The sequence below is a fragment of the Rhodococcus sp. PAE-6 genome, from assembly GCF_025290685.1.
Classification (GTDB): Bacteria; Actinomycetota; Actinomycetes; order Mycobacteriales; family Mycobacteriaceae; genus Rhodococcus; species Rhodococcus pyridinivorans.
In genome coordinates this window covers 1-13,454 of record NZ_JAOCLZ010000023.1, presented here as the reverse complement: position 1 = coordinate 13,454, position 13,454 = coordinate 1, and the positions used below count along the sequence as shown (strand labels likewise).

At 68.9% G+C, this 13,454-nt stretch carries 16 protein-coding genes, 1 other RNA gene and 1 pseudogene; 10 read left to right on the top strand and 8 right to left on the bottom strand.

From position 1 onward, the window contains the following. Positions 1–2 precede the first annotated feature (2 nt). A complete protein-coding gene (locus tag NVV99_RS24265; protein ID WP_019289796.1) occupies positions 3–461 on the top strand; it encodes a hypothetical protein in 459 nt (152 codons plus the stop codon). Between the two features lie 3 nt (positions 462–464). Then, positions 465–1,424 carry a prolyl aminopeptidase gene (pip, locus tag NVV99_RS24260; protein ID WP_024101320.1) on the top strand — a complete coding sequence of 320 codons (960 nt, stop codon included), beginning with the start codon at positions 465–467 and terminating at the stop codon, positions 1,422–1,424. A gap of 7 nt (positions 1,425–1,431) precedes the next feature. On the opposite strand, the gene NVV99_RS24255 is transcribed toward pip, so the two are convergent. From NVV99_RS24255 to rnpB, 4 genes are all read right to left on the bottom strand, one after another. After that, entirely contained in the window at positions 1,432–2,037 is a 606-nt protein-coding gene (locus NVV99_RS24255; protein ID WP_024101321.1) for a CHAP domain-containing protein, read from the bottom strand. Beyond that, the gene (locus NVV99_RS24250) at positions 2,027–3,436 is read right to left on the bottom strand and encodes an RNB domain-containing ribonuclease (RefSeq protein WP_024101322.1); all 1,410 of its coding nucleotides are present in this window, start codon (positions 3,434–3,436) and stop codon (positions 2,027–2,029) included. The genes NVV99_RS24255 and NVV99_RS24250 overlap by 11 nt, the downstream gene beginning before the upstream one ends. A gap of 43 nt (positions 3,437–3,479) precedes the next feature. After that, a complete protein-coding gene (locus NVV99_RS24245) occupies positions 3,480–3,662 on the bottom strand; it encodes a hypothetical protein (protein WP_006554424.1) in 183 nt (60 codons plus the stop codon). Between the two features lie 268 nt (positions 3,663–3,930). Continuing rightward, positions 3,931–4,338: RNase P RNA component class A (gene rnpB, locus NVV99_RS24240), an RNA gene on the bottom strand. A 55-nt stretch (positions 4,339–4,393) separates the two neighbouring features. On the opposite strand from rnpB, the gene NVV99_RS24235 reads away from it, so the two are divergent. The 3 genes and pseudogenes from NVV99_RS24235 to NVV99_RS24225 all read left to right on the top strand — a co-directional run bounded on the left by NVV99_RS24235 (position 4,394) and on the right by NVV99_RS24225 (position 5,750). Then, on the top strand, positions 4,394–4,915 hold the full coding sequence (locus NVV99_RS24235; RefSeq protein ID WP_019289801.1) for a DUF1697 domain-containing protein: 522 nt from the start codon (positions 4,394–4,396) through the stop codon (positions 4,913–4,915). A gap of 84 nt (positions 4,916–4,999) precedes the next feature. Beyond that, positions 5,000–5,385 (top strand): annotated as a pseudogene (locus tag NVV99_RS27170) (lipase family protein); the annotation flags it as partial. A gap of 131 nt (positions 5,386–5,516) precedes the next feature. After that, the gene (locus NVV99_RS24225) at positions 5,517–5,750 is read left to right on the top strand and encodes a lipase family protein (RefSeq protein WP_242411731.1); all 234 of its coding nucleotides are present in this window, start codon (positions 5,517–5,519) and stop codon (positions 5,748–5,750) included. Between the two features lie 133 nt (positions 5,751–5,883). On the opposite strand, the gene NVV99_RS24220 is transcribed toward NVV99_RS24225, so the two are convergent. The 3 genes from NVV99_RS24220 to NVV99_RS24210 all read right to left on the bottom strand — a co-directional run bounded on the left by NVV99_RS24220 (position 5,884) and on the right by NVV99_RS24210 (position 8,995). Next, the gene (locus tag NVV99_RS24220; RefSeq protein ID WP_024101325.1) at positions 5,884–7,044 is read right to left on the bottom strand and encodes a bifunctional RNase H/acid phosphatase; all 1,161 of its coding nucleotides are present in this window, start codon (positions 7,042–7,044) and stop codon (positions 5,884–5,886) included. Next, positions 7,041–7,778, bottom strand: coding sequence for a zinc ribbon domain-containing protein (locus tag NVV99_RS24215; protein ID WP_006554428.1), 738 nt, complete (start codon positions 7,776–7,778; stop codon positions 7,041–7,043). Before NVV99_RS24215 ends, NVV99_RS24220 begins: the two co-directional genes overlap by 4 nt. A gap of 74 nt (positions 7,779–7,852) precedes the next feature. After that, positions 7,853–8,995 carry a Nif3-like dinuclear metal center hexameric protein gene (locus NVV99_RS24210; RefSeq protein ID WP_024101326.1) on the bottom strand — a complete coding sequence of 381 codons (1,143 nt, stop codon included), beginning with the start codon at positions 8,993–8,995 and terminating at the stop codon, positions 7,853–7,855. An 81-nt stretch (positions 8,996–9,076) separates the two neighbouring features. Between NVV99_RS24210 and NVV99_RS24205 the strand changes: the two genes are divergently transcribed. The 5 genes from NVV99_RS24205 to NVV99_RS24185 all read left to right on the top strand — a co-directional run bounded on the left by NVV99_RS24205 (position 9,077) and on the right by NVV99_RS24185 (position 12,576). After that, complete coding sequence (locus NVV99_RS24205; RefSeq protein WP_006554430.1) at positions 9,077–9,775, top strand: HAD hydrolase-like protein; 699 nt, start codon at positions 9,077–9,079, stop codon at positions 9,773–9,775. Next, positions 9,765–10,235, top strand: coding sequence for a low molecular weight protein-tyrosine-phosphatase (locus NVV99_RS24200; RefSeq protein ID WP_024101327.1), 471 nt, complete (start codon positions 9,765–9,767; stop codon positions 10,233–10,235). The genes NVV99_RS24205 and NVV99_RS24200 overlap by 11 nt, the downstream gene beginning before the upstream one ends. A gap of 28 nt (positions 10,236–10,263) precedes the next feature. Next, the gene (locus NVV99_RS24195; protein WP_024101328.1) at positions 10,264–11,100 is read left to right on the top strand and encodes an SURF1 family protein; all 837 of its coding nucleotides are present in this window, start codon (positions 10,264–10,266) and stop codon (positions 11,098–11,100) included. Continuing rightward, entirely contained in the window at positions 11,097–11,498 is a 402-nt protein-coding gene (locus NVV99_RS24190) for a DUF5655 domain-containing protein (RefSeq protein ID WP_041803395.1), read from the top strand. The genes NVV99_RS24195 and NVV99_RS24190 overlap by 4 nt, the downstream gene beginning before the upstream one ends. Positions 11,499–11,934: 436 nt before the next feature. After that, positions 11,935–12,576, top strand: coding sequence for a hypothetical protein (locus NVV99_RS24185; RefSeq protein ID WP_260783155.1), 642 nt, complete (start codon positions 11,935–11,937; stop codon positions 12,574–12,576). 243 nt (positions 12,577–12,819) lie between these two features. Here the strand turns inward: NVV99_RS24185 and NVV99_RS24180 are convergent, their stop codons facing one another. Beyond that, positions 12,820–13,275: a hypothetical protein gene (locus NVV99_RS24180; protein WP_260783154.1), complete on the bottom strand. Its 456-nt coding sequence runs from the start codon at positions 13,273–13,275 to the stop codon at positions 12,820–12,822. Positions 13,276–13,454 lie beyond the last annotated feature (179 nt).

The following is a 13,454-nucleotide window of genomic DNA, read 5'->3' as shown; positions in this document are numbered from 1 at the left end:
CCATGCAGCTCCGCTTCAGTCTCGTCCCCGCCGTCACCGCCGCACTGGCCGGTGTTCTCGTCGGCTGCGCACCGGCTCAGGATCCGGCACCCAGCGGAACGTCGACCGACGCCACGGTCGAGACGTCGCGGTCGACGGAGCCCACGCGTTCGCCGTCCGCGGCAGGCTCACCCTCGGAAGCCGGAGCCGGGGGCTTCACCGAAGCGCAGACCGCCGACCTGTGTGCTCGTCTCGAAGGTCAGTTGTCGAACTGGCGCACCTACACCCCGTCGGTGGGTCGCGGCGGCCTCAACATCCTCGTCGGTGAATGGGGTGCGGCGAACGGTGTCGATCTCGTCGTGCTCGCGGGCGACCGGGGCCGCATCGACGCGGCGACCTCCTCGCAGTGCCCGCAGGTGCGCGAGGAGGCCCTGCGCGGCCTCGACATTCCCGATCTCGCGTCGGGTCTCGTCGGGTTCTGACCCGTGGAGCGACGCGAACTGTATCCGCCGATCGAGCCGCACGAGACGGGCATGCTCGACGTCGGTGACGGCCAGCAGCTGTACTGGGAGGTCAGCGGCAACCCGCAAGGCAAGCCCGTGGTCTTCCTCCACGGTGGTCCGGGTGGCGGCACCGCACCCCTGCACCGGCGCTTCTTCGATCCGGGCGCCTACCGGATCGTGTTGTTCGACCAGCGCGGCTGCGGCCGGTCGCAGCCCCACGTGGCCGACGGCGCCGACCTGTCGGTCAACACCACCGACCATCTGGTCGCCGACATCGAGCGGTTGCGCACCTTCCTCGGTGTGGACCGGTGGATGGTCTTCGGCGGGTCCTGGGGCTCGACGCTCGCCCTCGCCTACGCCCAGCGGCACCCGGAGCGCGTCACCGAACTCGTCCTGCGCGGGATCTTCCTGCTGCGCCGCAGCGAGATCGACTGGTACTACAACGGTGGCGCCGGGCAGCTGTTCCCCGAGGCGTGGGAGGGATTCTGCGCTCCGCTTGCGGCCGCCGGGCGGGGCGAGCATCCCGTGGACGTCTACCACCGTCTGCTGCACTCGACCGATCCGGACGTCGCTCTGGACGCGGCGATCGCGTGGTCCACCTGGGAGGGCGCCACGAGCTCACTGCTGCCGAACCCGGATCGCGTCGCGGAGACGGCCGAACCCCGTTTCGCGCTGGCCTTCGCGCGCATCGAGAACCACTACTTCCACCACCGTGGCTTCTTCGACGAGGGCGCACTCCTGCGCGACGCGCATCTGCTGCGCAACATCCCCGGGGTGATCGTGCAGGGCCGCTACGACGTGGTGTGCCCGGCGCGCAGCGCGCACGACCTGCACGAGGCGTGGCCGTCCTCCCGCCTGCACATCGTCGACGACGCGGGCCATGCGGCGACCGAACCGGGAATCGTGCACCGGCTCGTCGAGGCCACCGACATGTTCCGCTGACCCAGGATCAGCCCGGCAGCCGCCCGAAGCCGACCACCGCGTCGTCCCCGGTCACGTCGAGTTCGTGGACGCGGATCCGGCCCATCTCGTTGCCGCCGACGGTGATCGCGGAATCACCGTCGACGGCGACGACGATGTTCGTGTGCTCGCGCTGACCGACGCCGATCCTGTTGTGGTACAGCACCACATCGCCGACCTCCGGCCGGTACCCCGTGCCCGCCGGTTCGTAGCGGTCGGCTTGCTCGTAGAACTCACCGAGCGTGAACACGCCGGGGATCCGCCAGTGGCCCGAATGCGGATTGGACAGCGGCACACCGGCTTCCCGCATGATCCAGCTGACGAAGTCGGCGCACCACGGTTCGCGGACACCCTCCGAGTAGAACGTGCCGGGATTCTGCGCCTCGTGCTGCTCCTCGAGCAGTTCGACGATCCGCACCTGCGTCGGTGTCAACGCCGAGGTGTCGATCTCGGGGAATGCCGCGCTGTCCCACGGGAACAGCCGGTTCGGCAGGATCCACCACACGAGCACCGCGAGCACCGCGCACAACGCGACCGCGACGGTGAGGACGGCAGCGACCGGCCGTCGCCGCCGCCGCGGCGTCTCACCGATCATGGTCGAAACGGATCTTGCGTGCCTGCGGGTCGGCGAGGGTGAGCCGCACCCGCACCGTGCTGCCCTCCTCCGGTGCCCCGCCGCACGGGCCGATGACGGTCTCGGAGGCGACGAACACCTCCGCGTCGCGCCGCTCGGTGGCTTCCTTCAGGACCGTCGCCTCGAAGGTCTCCCCCACCCGTGGCGCGAGCACGACGGCCTCGGTCAGGTCGATGCACGCGCGGTTCACCTTGCCGGCGAGCGAATCGGTCGACGACATGATCTTCGGCATCGCGGACAGTTCGGCGCGCACCGCCTCCGGGACGGGCAGGCCCGACGACACCGCGAGGCACACCTCGGTGGCGTATCGGTCGGACAACCGGCGCAACGGCGCGGTGACATGCGCGTAGGGCGCGCCGATCGCTCCGTGCAGGATGGTCTCGGGCAGTTCACCGTCGAAGGCGGCGTAGGACGCCCCGCGCAGTAGCGTCGGCGCTTCGCTCATCAACACGAGCGTGCGCGGATCGTGGGCGTCGAGTCCGGCGAGGAAGGACCCGACTCCCATCTCCGGCGGCCACGGCACGTCCAACGACCGAGCGGTGCGACGCAGCCCGTCGACCGCCGCGGGATCGGCGGCGGGAAGGGTGCGCAGCAGACCGACCCCGGCGTCGATCATCATCTGCGCGGCGCACATTCCGGTGAGTAGCGAGATCTCGGAGTTCCACTCGTCGGCCTCGGTCCGCGGTTCGATCTGCAGCCTCCAGCCGGCGCCGTGCGGCACGACGTCCTGCGTGGGCAGACGCAGTTCGATCGCGCCGCGCGCGAGCGCCGCGGCCGAGCGCAACCGGCCGAAGTCGGGCAACGCCTCGACGGACGGATGCAACCTGTCCGCGTCGGCGTCGCGCTGCACTCCGGCGTAGTCCATGCGCGCGACCGACCGGACGAGCGCACGCCGCACGCTCACCGCGACGGGCTCCCCGCCGTGGTCGGTCTCGATCCGCCACAGCGCCGCGGGGCGGACGACGTCCGGCAGCAGGCTCGCCGTGCCCTCGGACACTTCGCGTGGATGCAGCGGAACCGAGCCGTCGGGCAGGTAGAAGGTCTGCCCGCGACGATGTGTCTCGGCGTCGAGAGCGCCGCCCGGTTCGACGAGTGCGTACACGTCGGCGATCGCGTAGTGCAGCACGAAACCGTCGTCGGTGCGTTCGAGGTGCAGCGCCTGATCGAGATCCATCGATCCGGGTGGGTCGATGGTCACGAGAGGCAGATCGGTGCGGTCCTCACGTACGTCCGCGAAGCGGTCGGCCGCCCGCCGCGCCTCGGCGAGGGCCTCCGGCGCGAACTCGTCGACGAGGTCGAACTCGGCGCGCACGTCGGCGAAGTCGATCGCGGGCGCGACGACGATGGGAGTGGTCACCACGATGCTCGTGAACTCCTGGTGGTTCGGGTGCTCGTCGTCGGACTCAGCCGTTCTTCCAGTCGTCGTCGGCGGCGTCGGCCGCCTTGTTCCGTTCTGCCGCGATCTCCAGCGCCCGCTGAGCGGTCTCCCGATCCGGGTAGGGCCCCATGCGGTTGAGGGCGTGCGGATCCTTGCCCTGGGAGACCTTCCCCGTACGCACGTCGTAGTACCAGCCGTCGTCGCTCATGGTCTCAGTGTGCCCGAACGACGTCCTCGTGTACGGGCAACCCGTCGGCGGGCGTGGCGCGGTACTGTCGGGCCGCACACATGTGCTCGATGTCCGAACGCGCATGTGCTCGATGTCCGAACGAAGGAGCACGCCATGTCCTACATCCTCTACGACGCGTTGCTGCCCTGGCTGGGTCCGGATGCGGCCTCCTACTGGGCGCACCTGCTGGTCATCTATCCGATCTGACCCGACCGGTAGCAACGCGGTGGGATCGGGAGACGCCGGGCGAACGAGCCGGCCTGTAAGCCGGATCCTGTCCCCCGCCGAAACGGGGTGGCGACCATCCATCTGGGCACACCGTCGCCGGGTACCTCGAGCGGTTCACCCGCAGGCTCGGGCGAGCAGCCCTCGAACACCTGCGCAGCCGCACCGCACGCGGTGCGACCTTCAACCTTGCTCCGGGCGGGGTTTACCTAGCCGCCCCGGTCACCCGGGGCGCTGGTGCGCTCTTACCGCACCCTTTCACCCTTACCTGCCGTACGGCAGGCGGTTTGCTTTCTGTGGCACTGTCCCGCGAGTCACCTCGGGTTGCCGTTAGCAACCGCCCTGCTCTGTGGAGTCCGGACTTTCCTCGATTCAGGGCCTGGCACCATCCGGTACCGGTTCCCTGCTCCGCGGCCGCCCGGCCGACTCGTTCGCTCGACCAGACTATCCCGCGGCGTATCGGCGCCGCCAACTACGGTGCACTCATGACGCGACTCGTGGCCCTGCTCCGCGGAATCAACGTCGGCGGCATCCGCATCCGGATGGCCGATCTGAAGAAGGTCTTCGTCGGCCTCGGCTTCGAGAACGTCCGCACCGTACTCGCGTCCGGCAACGTGCTCTTCGACTCCGAGGACGACCCCGCCACCGCGAAGGCCCGGATCGAGGCCGCACTCACCGAGCGGTTCGGTTACGAGGCCTACACCTTCGTCGTCGAGCAGTCGTATCTCGCGCGGGTCGTCGAGGCGTATCCCTTCGACGACGCACGCGCCGACCGGCATTCGTACGTCGTGTTCGTCTCCGATCCCGCCGTACTCGAATCGCTGGCCGCCCTGTCGGACGATCTCGATCCGAATCTCGAGTGCATCGAGGTAGGCAAGAGGGTCCTCTACTGGCAGGTCGTGAAGGGCTCGACGCTCGACAGTGCCGTGGGGAAACAGTCGGGTTCGGCCCGGAACAAGGCGACGACGACCGTCCGGAACCTCAACACGCTGCGTCGACTGGCCTGACAGGGCACGTCGCCGGCCATCGCACCTGCGTACAGACTGCAGGTAGCGTCCCTCCTCGACATTCGGCCCGCCGGAAGGTCCAGGATGCGCAGACGCACCGGAGCATTCGCCTCGATCGCCGCGGCTGCACTCCTCGCGACCACACCGACGGTGGAGACCGCCGAGTCCGATACCGACTTCTACACGTCCCCTCCGGCATTCGAGACGGCGCCGCTCGGCGACGTCCTGCGCACCGCATCGTCGGTCGCCGCCGTCGTCCCGAAAACCCCGGCCGTCCTCGACGCGGCCGTCACCCGCGTGATGTACCGCAGCGGTCTCGACCCCGACGGCCCGATCGCGTTCTGGGGATACTCGCAGGGCGGCATGGTATCCGCCTCGGCCGCCGAACTCGCCGCGACGTACGCCCCGAACTGTCGGTGGTCGGCGCCGTGGCCGGTTCACCGCCCGCCGACCTGGGCGACCTCGCCGTGGCCGGCGACGGATCCCTGCTCTCCGGCGGGATCGGCTGGGTCGTCGACGGTTTCATCTCGGCGACGAGCCGTGGGCGTCGCTGGTCGTCGAGCGGCAACTCAGCAACCGCGCCCCGGCAATGCCGGTCTTCGTGGCGCAGAGCACGGGCGACGACTTCGTGCTCGTCCAAGGGGTCGACCCCATGGTCGACAAGTGGTGCTCGGCCGGCGCCGACGTCACCTACCGCCGCTACGACGTCGGACCCGTTCTGACGAAGACCGGGACGGGCCATCTGATCGGCATGTTCCCGGCCGTCGTCGAAGGCCTCGACTGGCTCGATCAGCGGTTCTCCGGCCGGGAATCCCAGTCCGGCTGCACCGCCTGACATCCCGCCGGAAGAATTTCTCGGGACCGTGTAACACCCTCGGCCGGCCGACAGATAGACCTGATGAGTGGCCGCGCAGGCAACCCCCCGACATGTCTGCGCGGCCACTTGTCGTTTCGCGACCGCTACGGGTTCACAGGTGCGAGGTGTCGTTGACGAGCCGCACGGACGAGCCGCCGTCCGCGTAGAACTCGGCGATGCTGAGCGACGCGAGATCCAGGTGCAGGCGGTACAGCAGCGACGGGCCGGACTCGAGCGCCATCTGCAGGAACGTCTTGATGGGCGTGACGTGCGAGACGACCAGCACGGTCGAGCCGGCGTAGTCGGTCAGCAGGTCGTCGCGTACCGAGGCGATCCGCTTGGCGACCTCGTCGAAGCTCTCGCCGTTCGGGGGTCGCACGGAGGTGTCGCCGAGCCAGCGGCGGTGCAGTTCGGGATCGCGACGCGCGGCCTCGGCGAAGGTGAGACCCTCCCAGTCGCCGAAATCCGTCTCGATCAGCCCGTCGTGCACCGTCACCGGGAGATCGAGGGCGTCGGCGGCCGCAGCGGCCGTCTCCCGCGCTCGCCCCAGCGGTGACGCCAGCACGGCGGTGATCCCGCCGCGGGCACCGAGTCGCCGGGCCGCGGCGACCGCCTGGTCGCGACCGAGTTCGGTCAGCTCCGGGTTGCCCCTCCCCGAGTAGCGACGCTCGACCGACAGCGAGGTCTGCCCGTGACGCAGCAGCAGAAGACGGGTCGGTGACCCGACCGCACCGGTCCAGCCGGGTGAAGGCGGCACTGCCGGATCGGGCACAGGCACGGCCAGCGGGGTGGCGACGTTCTCGGTCCCCGCATTCGACGGCGCCACGGGACGCGTCACAGTGTCGGACGCGACGTCCAGCAGCGCTTCGGCGGCCGCGTCCATCGCGGCGTTGGCCAACCGATCGGCGTGGGCGTTCTCCGCACGCGGGATCCACGTGAAGTCGACACTGCGGAACCGGCCGGCCAGCTCACGTGCCTGCGCGGCCAGCGGGATCATGTCGGCATGTTTGACCTGCCACCGTCCGCTCATCTGCTCGACGACGAGCTTGGAATCCATGCGGACGTGCACCTCGTCGGCGCCGAGCTCGGCGGCGGCCGTGAGACCGGCGATCAGACCCTTGTACTCGGCGACGTTGTTCGTCGCGCGCCCGATGCTCGCCTGGCGTTCGGCGAGGACGGTCCGATGGTCGGCATCGAAGACCACGGCACCGTAACCGGCCGGTCCGGGATTCCCGCGAGAACCACCGTCCGCTTCGACGACGACCGTCGTCACAGTCCGGATTCCTTGGTGCGGACCAGGATCGCGTCGCACTCCGGGCACCGGACGAGCAGATCGGCGGGTGCGGCGGCGATCCGGGCGATCTCACCGCGGTCCAGTTCGAGACGGCACGCGCCGCAGCGGCGGGCCTGCAGCAGTGCGGCGCCGATGCCGGACTTCTCGCGCTGCTTCTCGTAGAGCGTCACCAGTTCCGTAGGGAAGACGGCGAGCAGTGCCTCGCGGTCGCTGCGGCACCGTTGCTCGGCCACCTCGATGTCGGCGAGCGCCTCGTCGCGGGCCCGGACGGCGTCGCCGAGCTGGTCGTCGACCTGCGAGACCCGCGCACCGGCGTGGTCGTGGTCGGCCTTCGACGCCTCACGACGCTCCATGACCTCGAGCAGGTCGTCCTCGAGTGCCGCCTGGCGACGCTCGAGGCTGGTGAGCTCGTGCTGCAGTTCGGTGAGCTGCTTCGATCCCACCGAGCCGCTCTGGAGCATCGACCGGTCGCGGTCGGCGCGCATGCGCACGGCCTCGATCTCGCCCTCGAGCTTCCGGATGTCCCGGTCGAGGTCGTCGAGGATGATCTCGACTGCCACCGCGGCGTCCTTGCGCGCGTTGCGCTCGGTCTGCAGGCGGTCCACCTCCTGCTGTTCGGGCAGTGTCCGACGGCGATGCGCGAGGCGGTTCAGCTCTGCGTCCACGGCGGCGAGGGACAGCAGCTTGGCCTGCACGGTGGGTTCGACGTTCACTCGGGTGGTTCCTGCTTTCGATGGTGTGTCGGTGGACCGGGAGTCGGCGGCCACGCGGGACGTGTCGTAGCTGATTACCGTACCGCGCCCGCCGCGGTCGTCCAGGGATCGGTGCGCAACTCGCTGACCCGCGCTTGCCAGCCGTCCCGATCGGCGAACGCCCTATCGAGGACGTCGCGGGCCTGCGCGCACCACGGGTACTCGCTCGCCCAGTGCGCGACGTCCACCAGCGCGGGACCTCCGGCGCGCAGATGCTCGTCGGCGGGATGGTGCCGCAGGTCGGCGGTGACGTAGACGTCGACCCCCTGCGCGGTGGCGAGCCCGAGGAAAGAATCACCGGATCCGCCGCACACCGCCACGGTCCGCACCGGCCGGTCGGGGTCGCCCGCACCGCGCACACCCCATTCGGTGGCCGGCAGCGCGGCGGCGACGTCGGCGGTGAACTCGCGCAACGTGCGGGTCTGCGGCAGCTCCCCCACCCGGCCGAGCCCGCGATCGCTCGGCAGGTCGGCGAGTTCGATGATGTCGAAGGCCGGTTCCTCGTACGGGTGCGCGTCGCGCAGGGCCGCGAGTACCGCCGCGCGCGACCGGCGCGGCGCGATGACCTCGATCCGGTCCTCGGGGACGCGTTCGAGGTCGCCGACCGAGCCGACGGCCGGGTCCGCGCCGTCGACCGGGCGGAACTGGCCGGTGCCCGTGGTCGACCAGCAGCATTCGCGGTAGTTGCCGAGGGCACCCGCGCCCGCTGCGAACAGTCCCGCGCGCACCGTGTCGGCGGCGTCGGACGGCACCATGACGACCCACTTGTCGGTCGCGGGTTCGGGCTTGGCCTCGAGCGGTCGCAGGCCGGTCAGGCCCAGCGCCCCGGCGAGGGCGTCCGAGACACCGGGGTTCGCACGGTCGGCGTTGGTGTGCGCGGTGAACAGAGCGCAGCCGCCGCGGATGAGGCGGTGGATCAGCGCGCCCTTGGGGGTGTGCGCGCCCACCGTGTCGACTCCGCGCAGCAGCAGCGGGTGGTGCACCAGCAGCAGTTGCGCGCCCCATTCGATCGCCTCGTCGACGACAGCCGCGGTCGCGTCGACGGCGAGCAGCACCTTGCGCACCGGCTCGTCGGGGTCGCCGGCGACGAGTCCCACCGAGTCCCAGCTCTCCGCCAGCGACGGCGGGTAGGCCGTCTCCAGAACGTCGATCACTTCACGCAGCGTCGCCGCCGTCACGTCCACCTCCAGCCGATCCGCTCTCTCCTACGCGCACGACCCTACGCGGCGGAAGACCGAACGAACGGGGAGAATGGCCCGGTGACCGTTCTCGCTGCCACCCAGCCGCTCGTGCTCCCTGCTCCCGTCGTCCTCTTCGATCTGGACGGCACGCTCACCGATTCCGCGACCGGGGTGATCAACGGGTTCCTCCACGCCGCCGAGACGACCGGCTTCGAGGCACCGGACGGCGACCTGCAGTGGCTGCTCGGACCGCCCATGCGCGACACCCTGCAGAATCTCGGGCTCGACGAGGAGCAGGTCGCTGCGGGACTCGCGGCCTACCGGGACTACTACTCCGCCACCGGCTGGGCGGAGAACGCGGTCTTCGACGGCATCGAAGCGGTGCTCGAGGCCGTCCGTGAGGCAGGTAGCCGCCTGGCGGTGGCGACGTCGAAGTCCCAGACGTTCGCCGAACGGATCCTCGACCACTTCGGTCTGACCGGATACTTCGAGTTCATCGGGGGTGCGAGCGACGACGGCGCCCGGCGGCACAAGTGGGAGGTCGTCGCGCACAGCCTCGCCGCTCTCGGGATCGATCCGCAGGATGCCGAGGCGGGCGGCACGACCGGTGTGGTGATGGTGGGCGACCGCGAGCACGACATCCACGGTGCGGGCCGGTTCGGCATCCCCACGGTCTTCGTCGAGTGGGGTTACGGGACCGAGACCGAGGGTCGTGCGGCGGCGCGGACGACCGCCTCGGTCGAGGAACTTCGGGAGGTACTCACGGGTGGACGCTGACGACCGCTTCCACGTGACCTTCGTGTGCACCGGCAACATCTGCCGGTCGCCGATGGCCGAGAAGATCTTCGCCGAGCGCCTGCGGCGGGAGGGACTCGACGAGCGCGTCCGGGTGAGCAGCGCCGGCACGCACGGCTGGCACGTCGGGTCCGAGGCGGATCCGCGCACCGATGCGGTGCTGCAGCGGCACGGCTATCCCACCGGTCACTGCGCGGCGAAGCTCGGTGCCGAGCACCTGGCGGCCGACCTCGTCGTCGCCATGACCACCACTCACGAGCGGGCGCTGGCGCAGCTCGGTGTCCCGTCCGATCGCCGTGTGCTGCTGCGTTCGTTCGATCCCGACGCCGACGACGATTCCGTGCCCGATCCGTACTACGACTCTCTCGACGAGTTCGAGCAGGTCCGCGAGCAGATCGAAGCCGCCGTTCCGGGCCTGCTCGAGCGGGTGCGGCAGCAGTGAGACGCACCTCACCGGCTACCGTGGATCTGTGCGCCGATTGACATTTCTCCTACGCCCCGGCTGGCTGGTCCTGGCACTGGTGGTCGTCGGCTTCGCCTACGCGTGCTTCACGGTCCTCGCGCCGTGGCAGCTGGGTAAGAACACGAGCACCGAGGACCGCAACGGTCGCATCGCTGCGTCGATGGCACAGGATCCGGTTCCCGTCGGTGAACTACTGGGCGGCGACGGTCCGACCATCGAGGACGAGTGGCGCCGTGCGCTCGCGCAGGGCTCCTATCTGCCCGAGTCTGATGTGCTCGTGCGGTTGCGCAGCGTCGAGTCGCAGCCGGCCTACGAGGTGCTGACTCCGTTCGCACTCGATTCCGGCGGAACGATCCTCGTCAACCGCGGGTACGTGCGGCCGGTCCGCGGCACCGAGATCCCCGAGATCCCGCCCGCGCCGTCCGGCCCCGTCACGCTCGACGCCCGCATCCGGATGTCCGAGGGAACGGTCGAGGACAAAGCCCCCTTCGTCGACGACGGCTACCAGCAGGTCTACTTCATCGACGCCCCGCAGGTCGCATCCGTCACTGGTCTTGATCTCGAGGACGTCTACCTGCAGCTCGACGCCGACCAGCCCGGCGGTCTCGGCGTGATCCCGCTCCCCCAGCTCGATTCGGGCCCGTACCTGTCGTACGGCCTGCAGTGGCTGGCGTTCGGGATCATGGCTCCGCTGGGTCTGGGCTATTTCGTGTGGGCCGAGCTGCGGGAGCGTAGGAAGTCCAAGGGTTCGCAAGACGGTGGTGACGCAGCCGAGGCCCCGGCGGAAGCGGCACCGCGCACCGCGAGCGAGAAGCTCGCCGATCGATACGGCCGGCCGCGGTGACCGAGCCGACCACCCTGCCCCGATTCGAGGAGCTCCCGATGTACGCGACCGTCGACGACTACCTGGCCGACAAGGATCCGGCCGCCGTCGACGTGTTCCGGCACGTGCGCGCCATGATCCTCGGCCTCGGCGACGACGTCACCGAGCGTGTGCACGCGTCGGAGATCTCCTGGTCGCGGGGCCGTCCGTTCGCGGCGGCGTTCGTCTACGCCTCGCGTCTCGAGGTGGCTCTGGATCTGCCGCGGCGCATCCACCACGCGACGCTGCGTGAGGCGTTCCCGAAGAAGGGGACGGTGACGACGCACCGGCTGAGCGTCTCGTCGGTCGACGAACTCGACGACCACTTCGTGGAGTTGCTGAACGTCGCCTACCGCACCGCGGCGGAACCGCGCGACTGACGTCTAGGGGATTTGTGTGGATCGGACCCCGCTAGACGGTGGCCGGATCCACCGGAATCGCTACATGTGATTGTGGGCGCGGAGGGTTTCGAACTCTAGACTAACCCCAGATCAACGGGTGCGTATGCCGCTGACTAGGAGTTTTTGCACTCGCTCAATCACGGCCGCTCACACTCACCGAGGCATGAGTGTGGGCAATTCGTGGGCACGGAAGCGACCTCAGCGAACCGACCCCCGCATTCAGCACTTCCGTTGGACAACACGTTCGGGCCGCCAGATTGGGCCAATATCAGTGAACGCACGATCATTTCCACCCGATTAGCCGGGGTCCACACAACTACGTGGATACAGACATTCGTCGATGGGTGCAGGGCCGCAGTGCTCTAGCATCGGGTCCCGGCATAGCATGATCGTTTCTCGACCTTGGAAGGACGCCATGGAGAGCGGTGACTTGGCTACCTGGGTAGGTTCGATCGGTGTTGTGCTTGGTGCACTCGGCACCATCGGAACCCTGATCTGGGCGGTGCACGGCACGCTTGAGGAAGCGAAGAAGTCGCGCGCCCTCGCTGCTGCGACCGAGGAGGAGCGGCGCGCCGAAGAGCGCGAGCGGGTACGGAGTCAAGCTCAGCGCGTTTACGCGTGGATCGGGGACCCACCACCGTCCAGGACTCGTACGTTCGCCGAGGCGAACAACGTTGGGGTGTACTTGGGCAATTCTTCGAATGAGCCTGTATACAACGTCGTCGCATTCCTGGTATGGGTTCAGGGTGCCGCCTTCCGCACCGGTGAAGAAGCTGAGTCCTACGCCAACAGCATGGCCGACAGCGGATTCAGCATTTACTCGATCAGGACTGTGGTACAGAACTTGCCGCCAGGCCGATTCATCGTCGAGTTGAAGAGTGCCGACAATTCTCCCATGCAGGGTCAACTGGGGGTCGAAGTCGCCTTTACAGACCGAGATGGTAAGCACTGGGTCCGGCGCGCTACGGGTGAGCTTGAGGAACTCGACATGACCCCACTTGAGCACTACAACATTCACCGGCCGCTTAGGTACGACACCGCAGTGCCAACCGCATAACATCAGCGGCGGGACAGCGGGCTACGTTGGGCACACATGCGCCGCAGCATGGAGAGCCGCCAGCGCACGAAGTCGAACGCTTCGATCAGTTTCGGGTCGTCTGGGCGGGCCCGTCCTCGATGAGAGCGCTCCGTTCTTCAGGAGCTATCTGCTTGAACGCACCATCCGAGCTTCGGTCCCACGCTCCGGAGGGCCGGCCCTTTCCGACCCTCCCGGCGCGGTTTCAATGGTGCATTCGTTCCGCTATCCGCTGCTGCCGCTACTTCCGAACCCCGGCGCAGGCTGGGGAACCGGCTCCGGCTCCGGTTCGGGCGCGGGATTCGGGACGAGCCGTACGACGTGGCTCGCCGACGTAGTGCTGCTCCCCTCGAGATACGACACCGTGATGGCATCGGTCGGGTCGACGGCCACACCGGTCGAATAGACCAGACCAGCGACAGGCACCACGGTTCGCGTTCCATCCGCCGCAAGACGAATGACCTGGGGGGTATTGCCCGCTGCGCCGGCGAGCACTGGTGTCCCGTCGGCCGCAGCTGCAACACCCAACGCATCGAATCCGGGAACCGCCGTGTCTGTCCGCGTCCCGTCGCGCGCAACTGTCACTAGTGTCGAATTGCCGTCCCCGATACCCGCCTCTGCAACGAGGATGTTCCCGTCCTGATCGAGGTCGACACTGCGTGGTTGCACGAGACCGGCCACTGCCTGGATGCTGCTGCCGCTGGCGATGTCCGCCCGTATCACCTGCGCATCGCCGTTGCCTGTGCCGCAGTCAAGGACTACGAACTCGGTCTCGTGCGTGGCTGATGAGGCTCATCGAAAGTGCTCAACTGTGCTCGGTGGAAGTGCCCACCCGTGAGCAGGGTTCACTGTAGCGGTTG

What these genes read in the sequence shown, in the direction of transcription:
- NVV99_RS24265 (WP_019289796.1), top strand. Translation starts at nt 3, where the DNA reads ATGCAGCTCCGCTTCAGTCTCGTCCCCGCCGTCACCGCCGCACTGGCC.
- NVV99_RS24245 (WP_006554424.1), bottom strand. Translation starts at nt 3,662, where the DNA reads ATGAGCGACGACGGCTGGTACTACGACGTGCGTACGGGGAAGGTCTCC.
- NVV99_RS24255 (WP_024101321.1), bottom strand. Translation starts at nt 2,037, where the DNA reads ATGATCGGTGAGACGCCGCGGCGGCGGCGACGGCCGGTCGCTGCCGTC.
- NVV99_RS24185 (WP_260783155.1), top strand. Translation starts at nt 11,935, where the DNA reads ATGGAGAGCGGTGACTTGGCTACCTGGGTAGGTTCGATCGGTGTTGTG.
- NVV99_RS24235 (WP_019289801.1), top strand. Translation starts at nt 4,394, where the DNA reads ATGACGCGACTCGTGGCCCTGCTCCGCGGAATCAACGTCGGCGGCATC.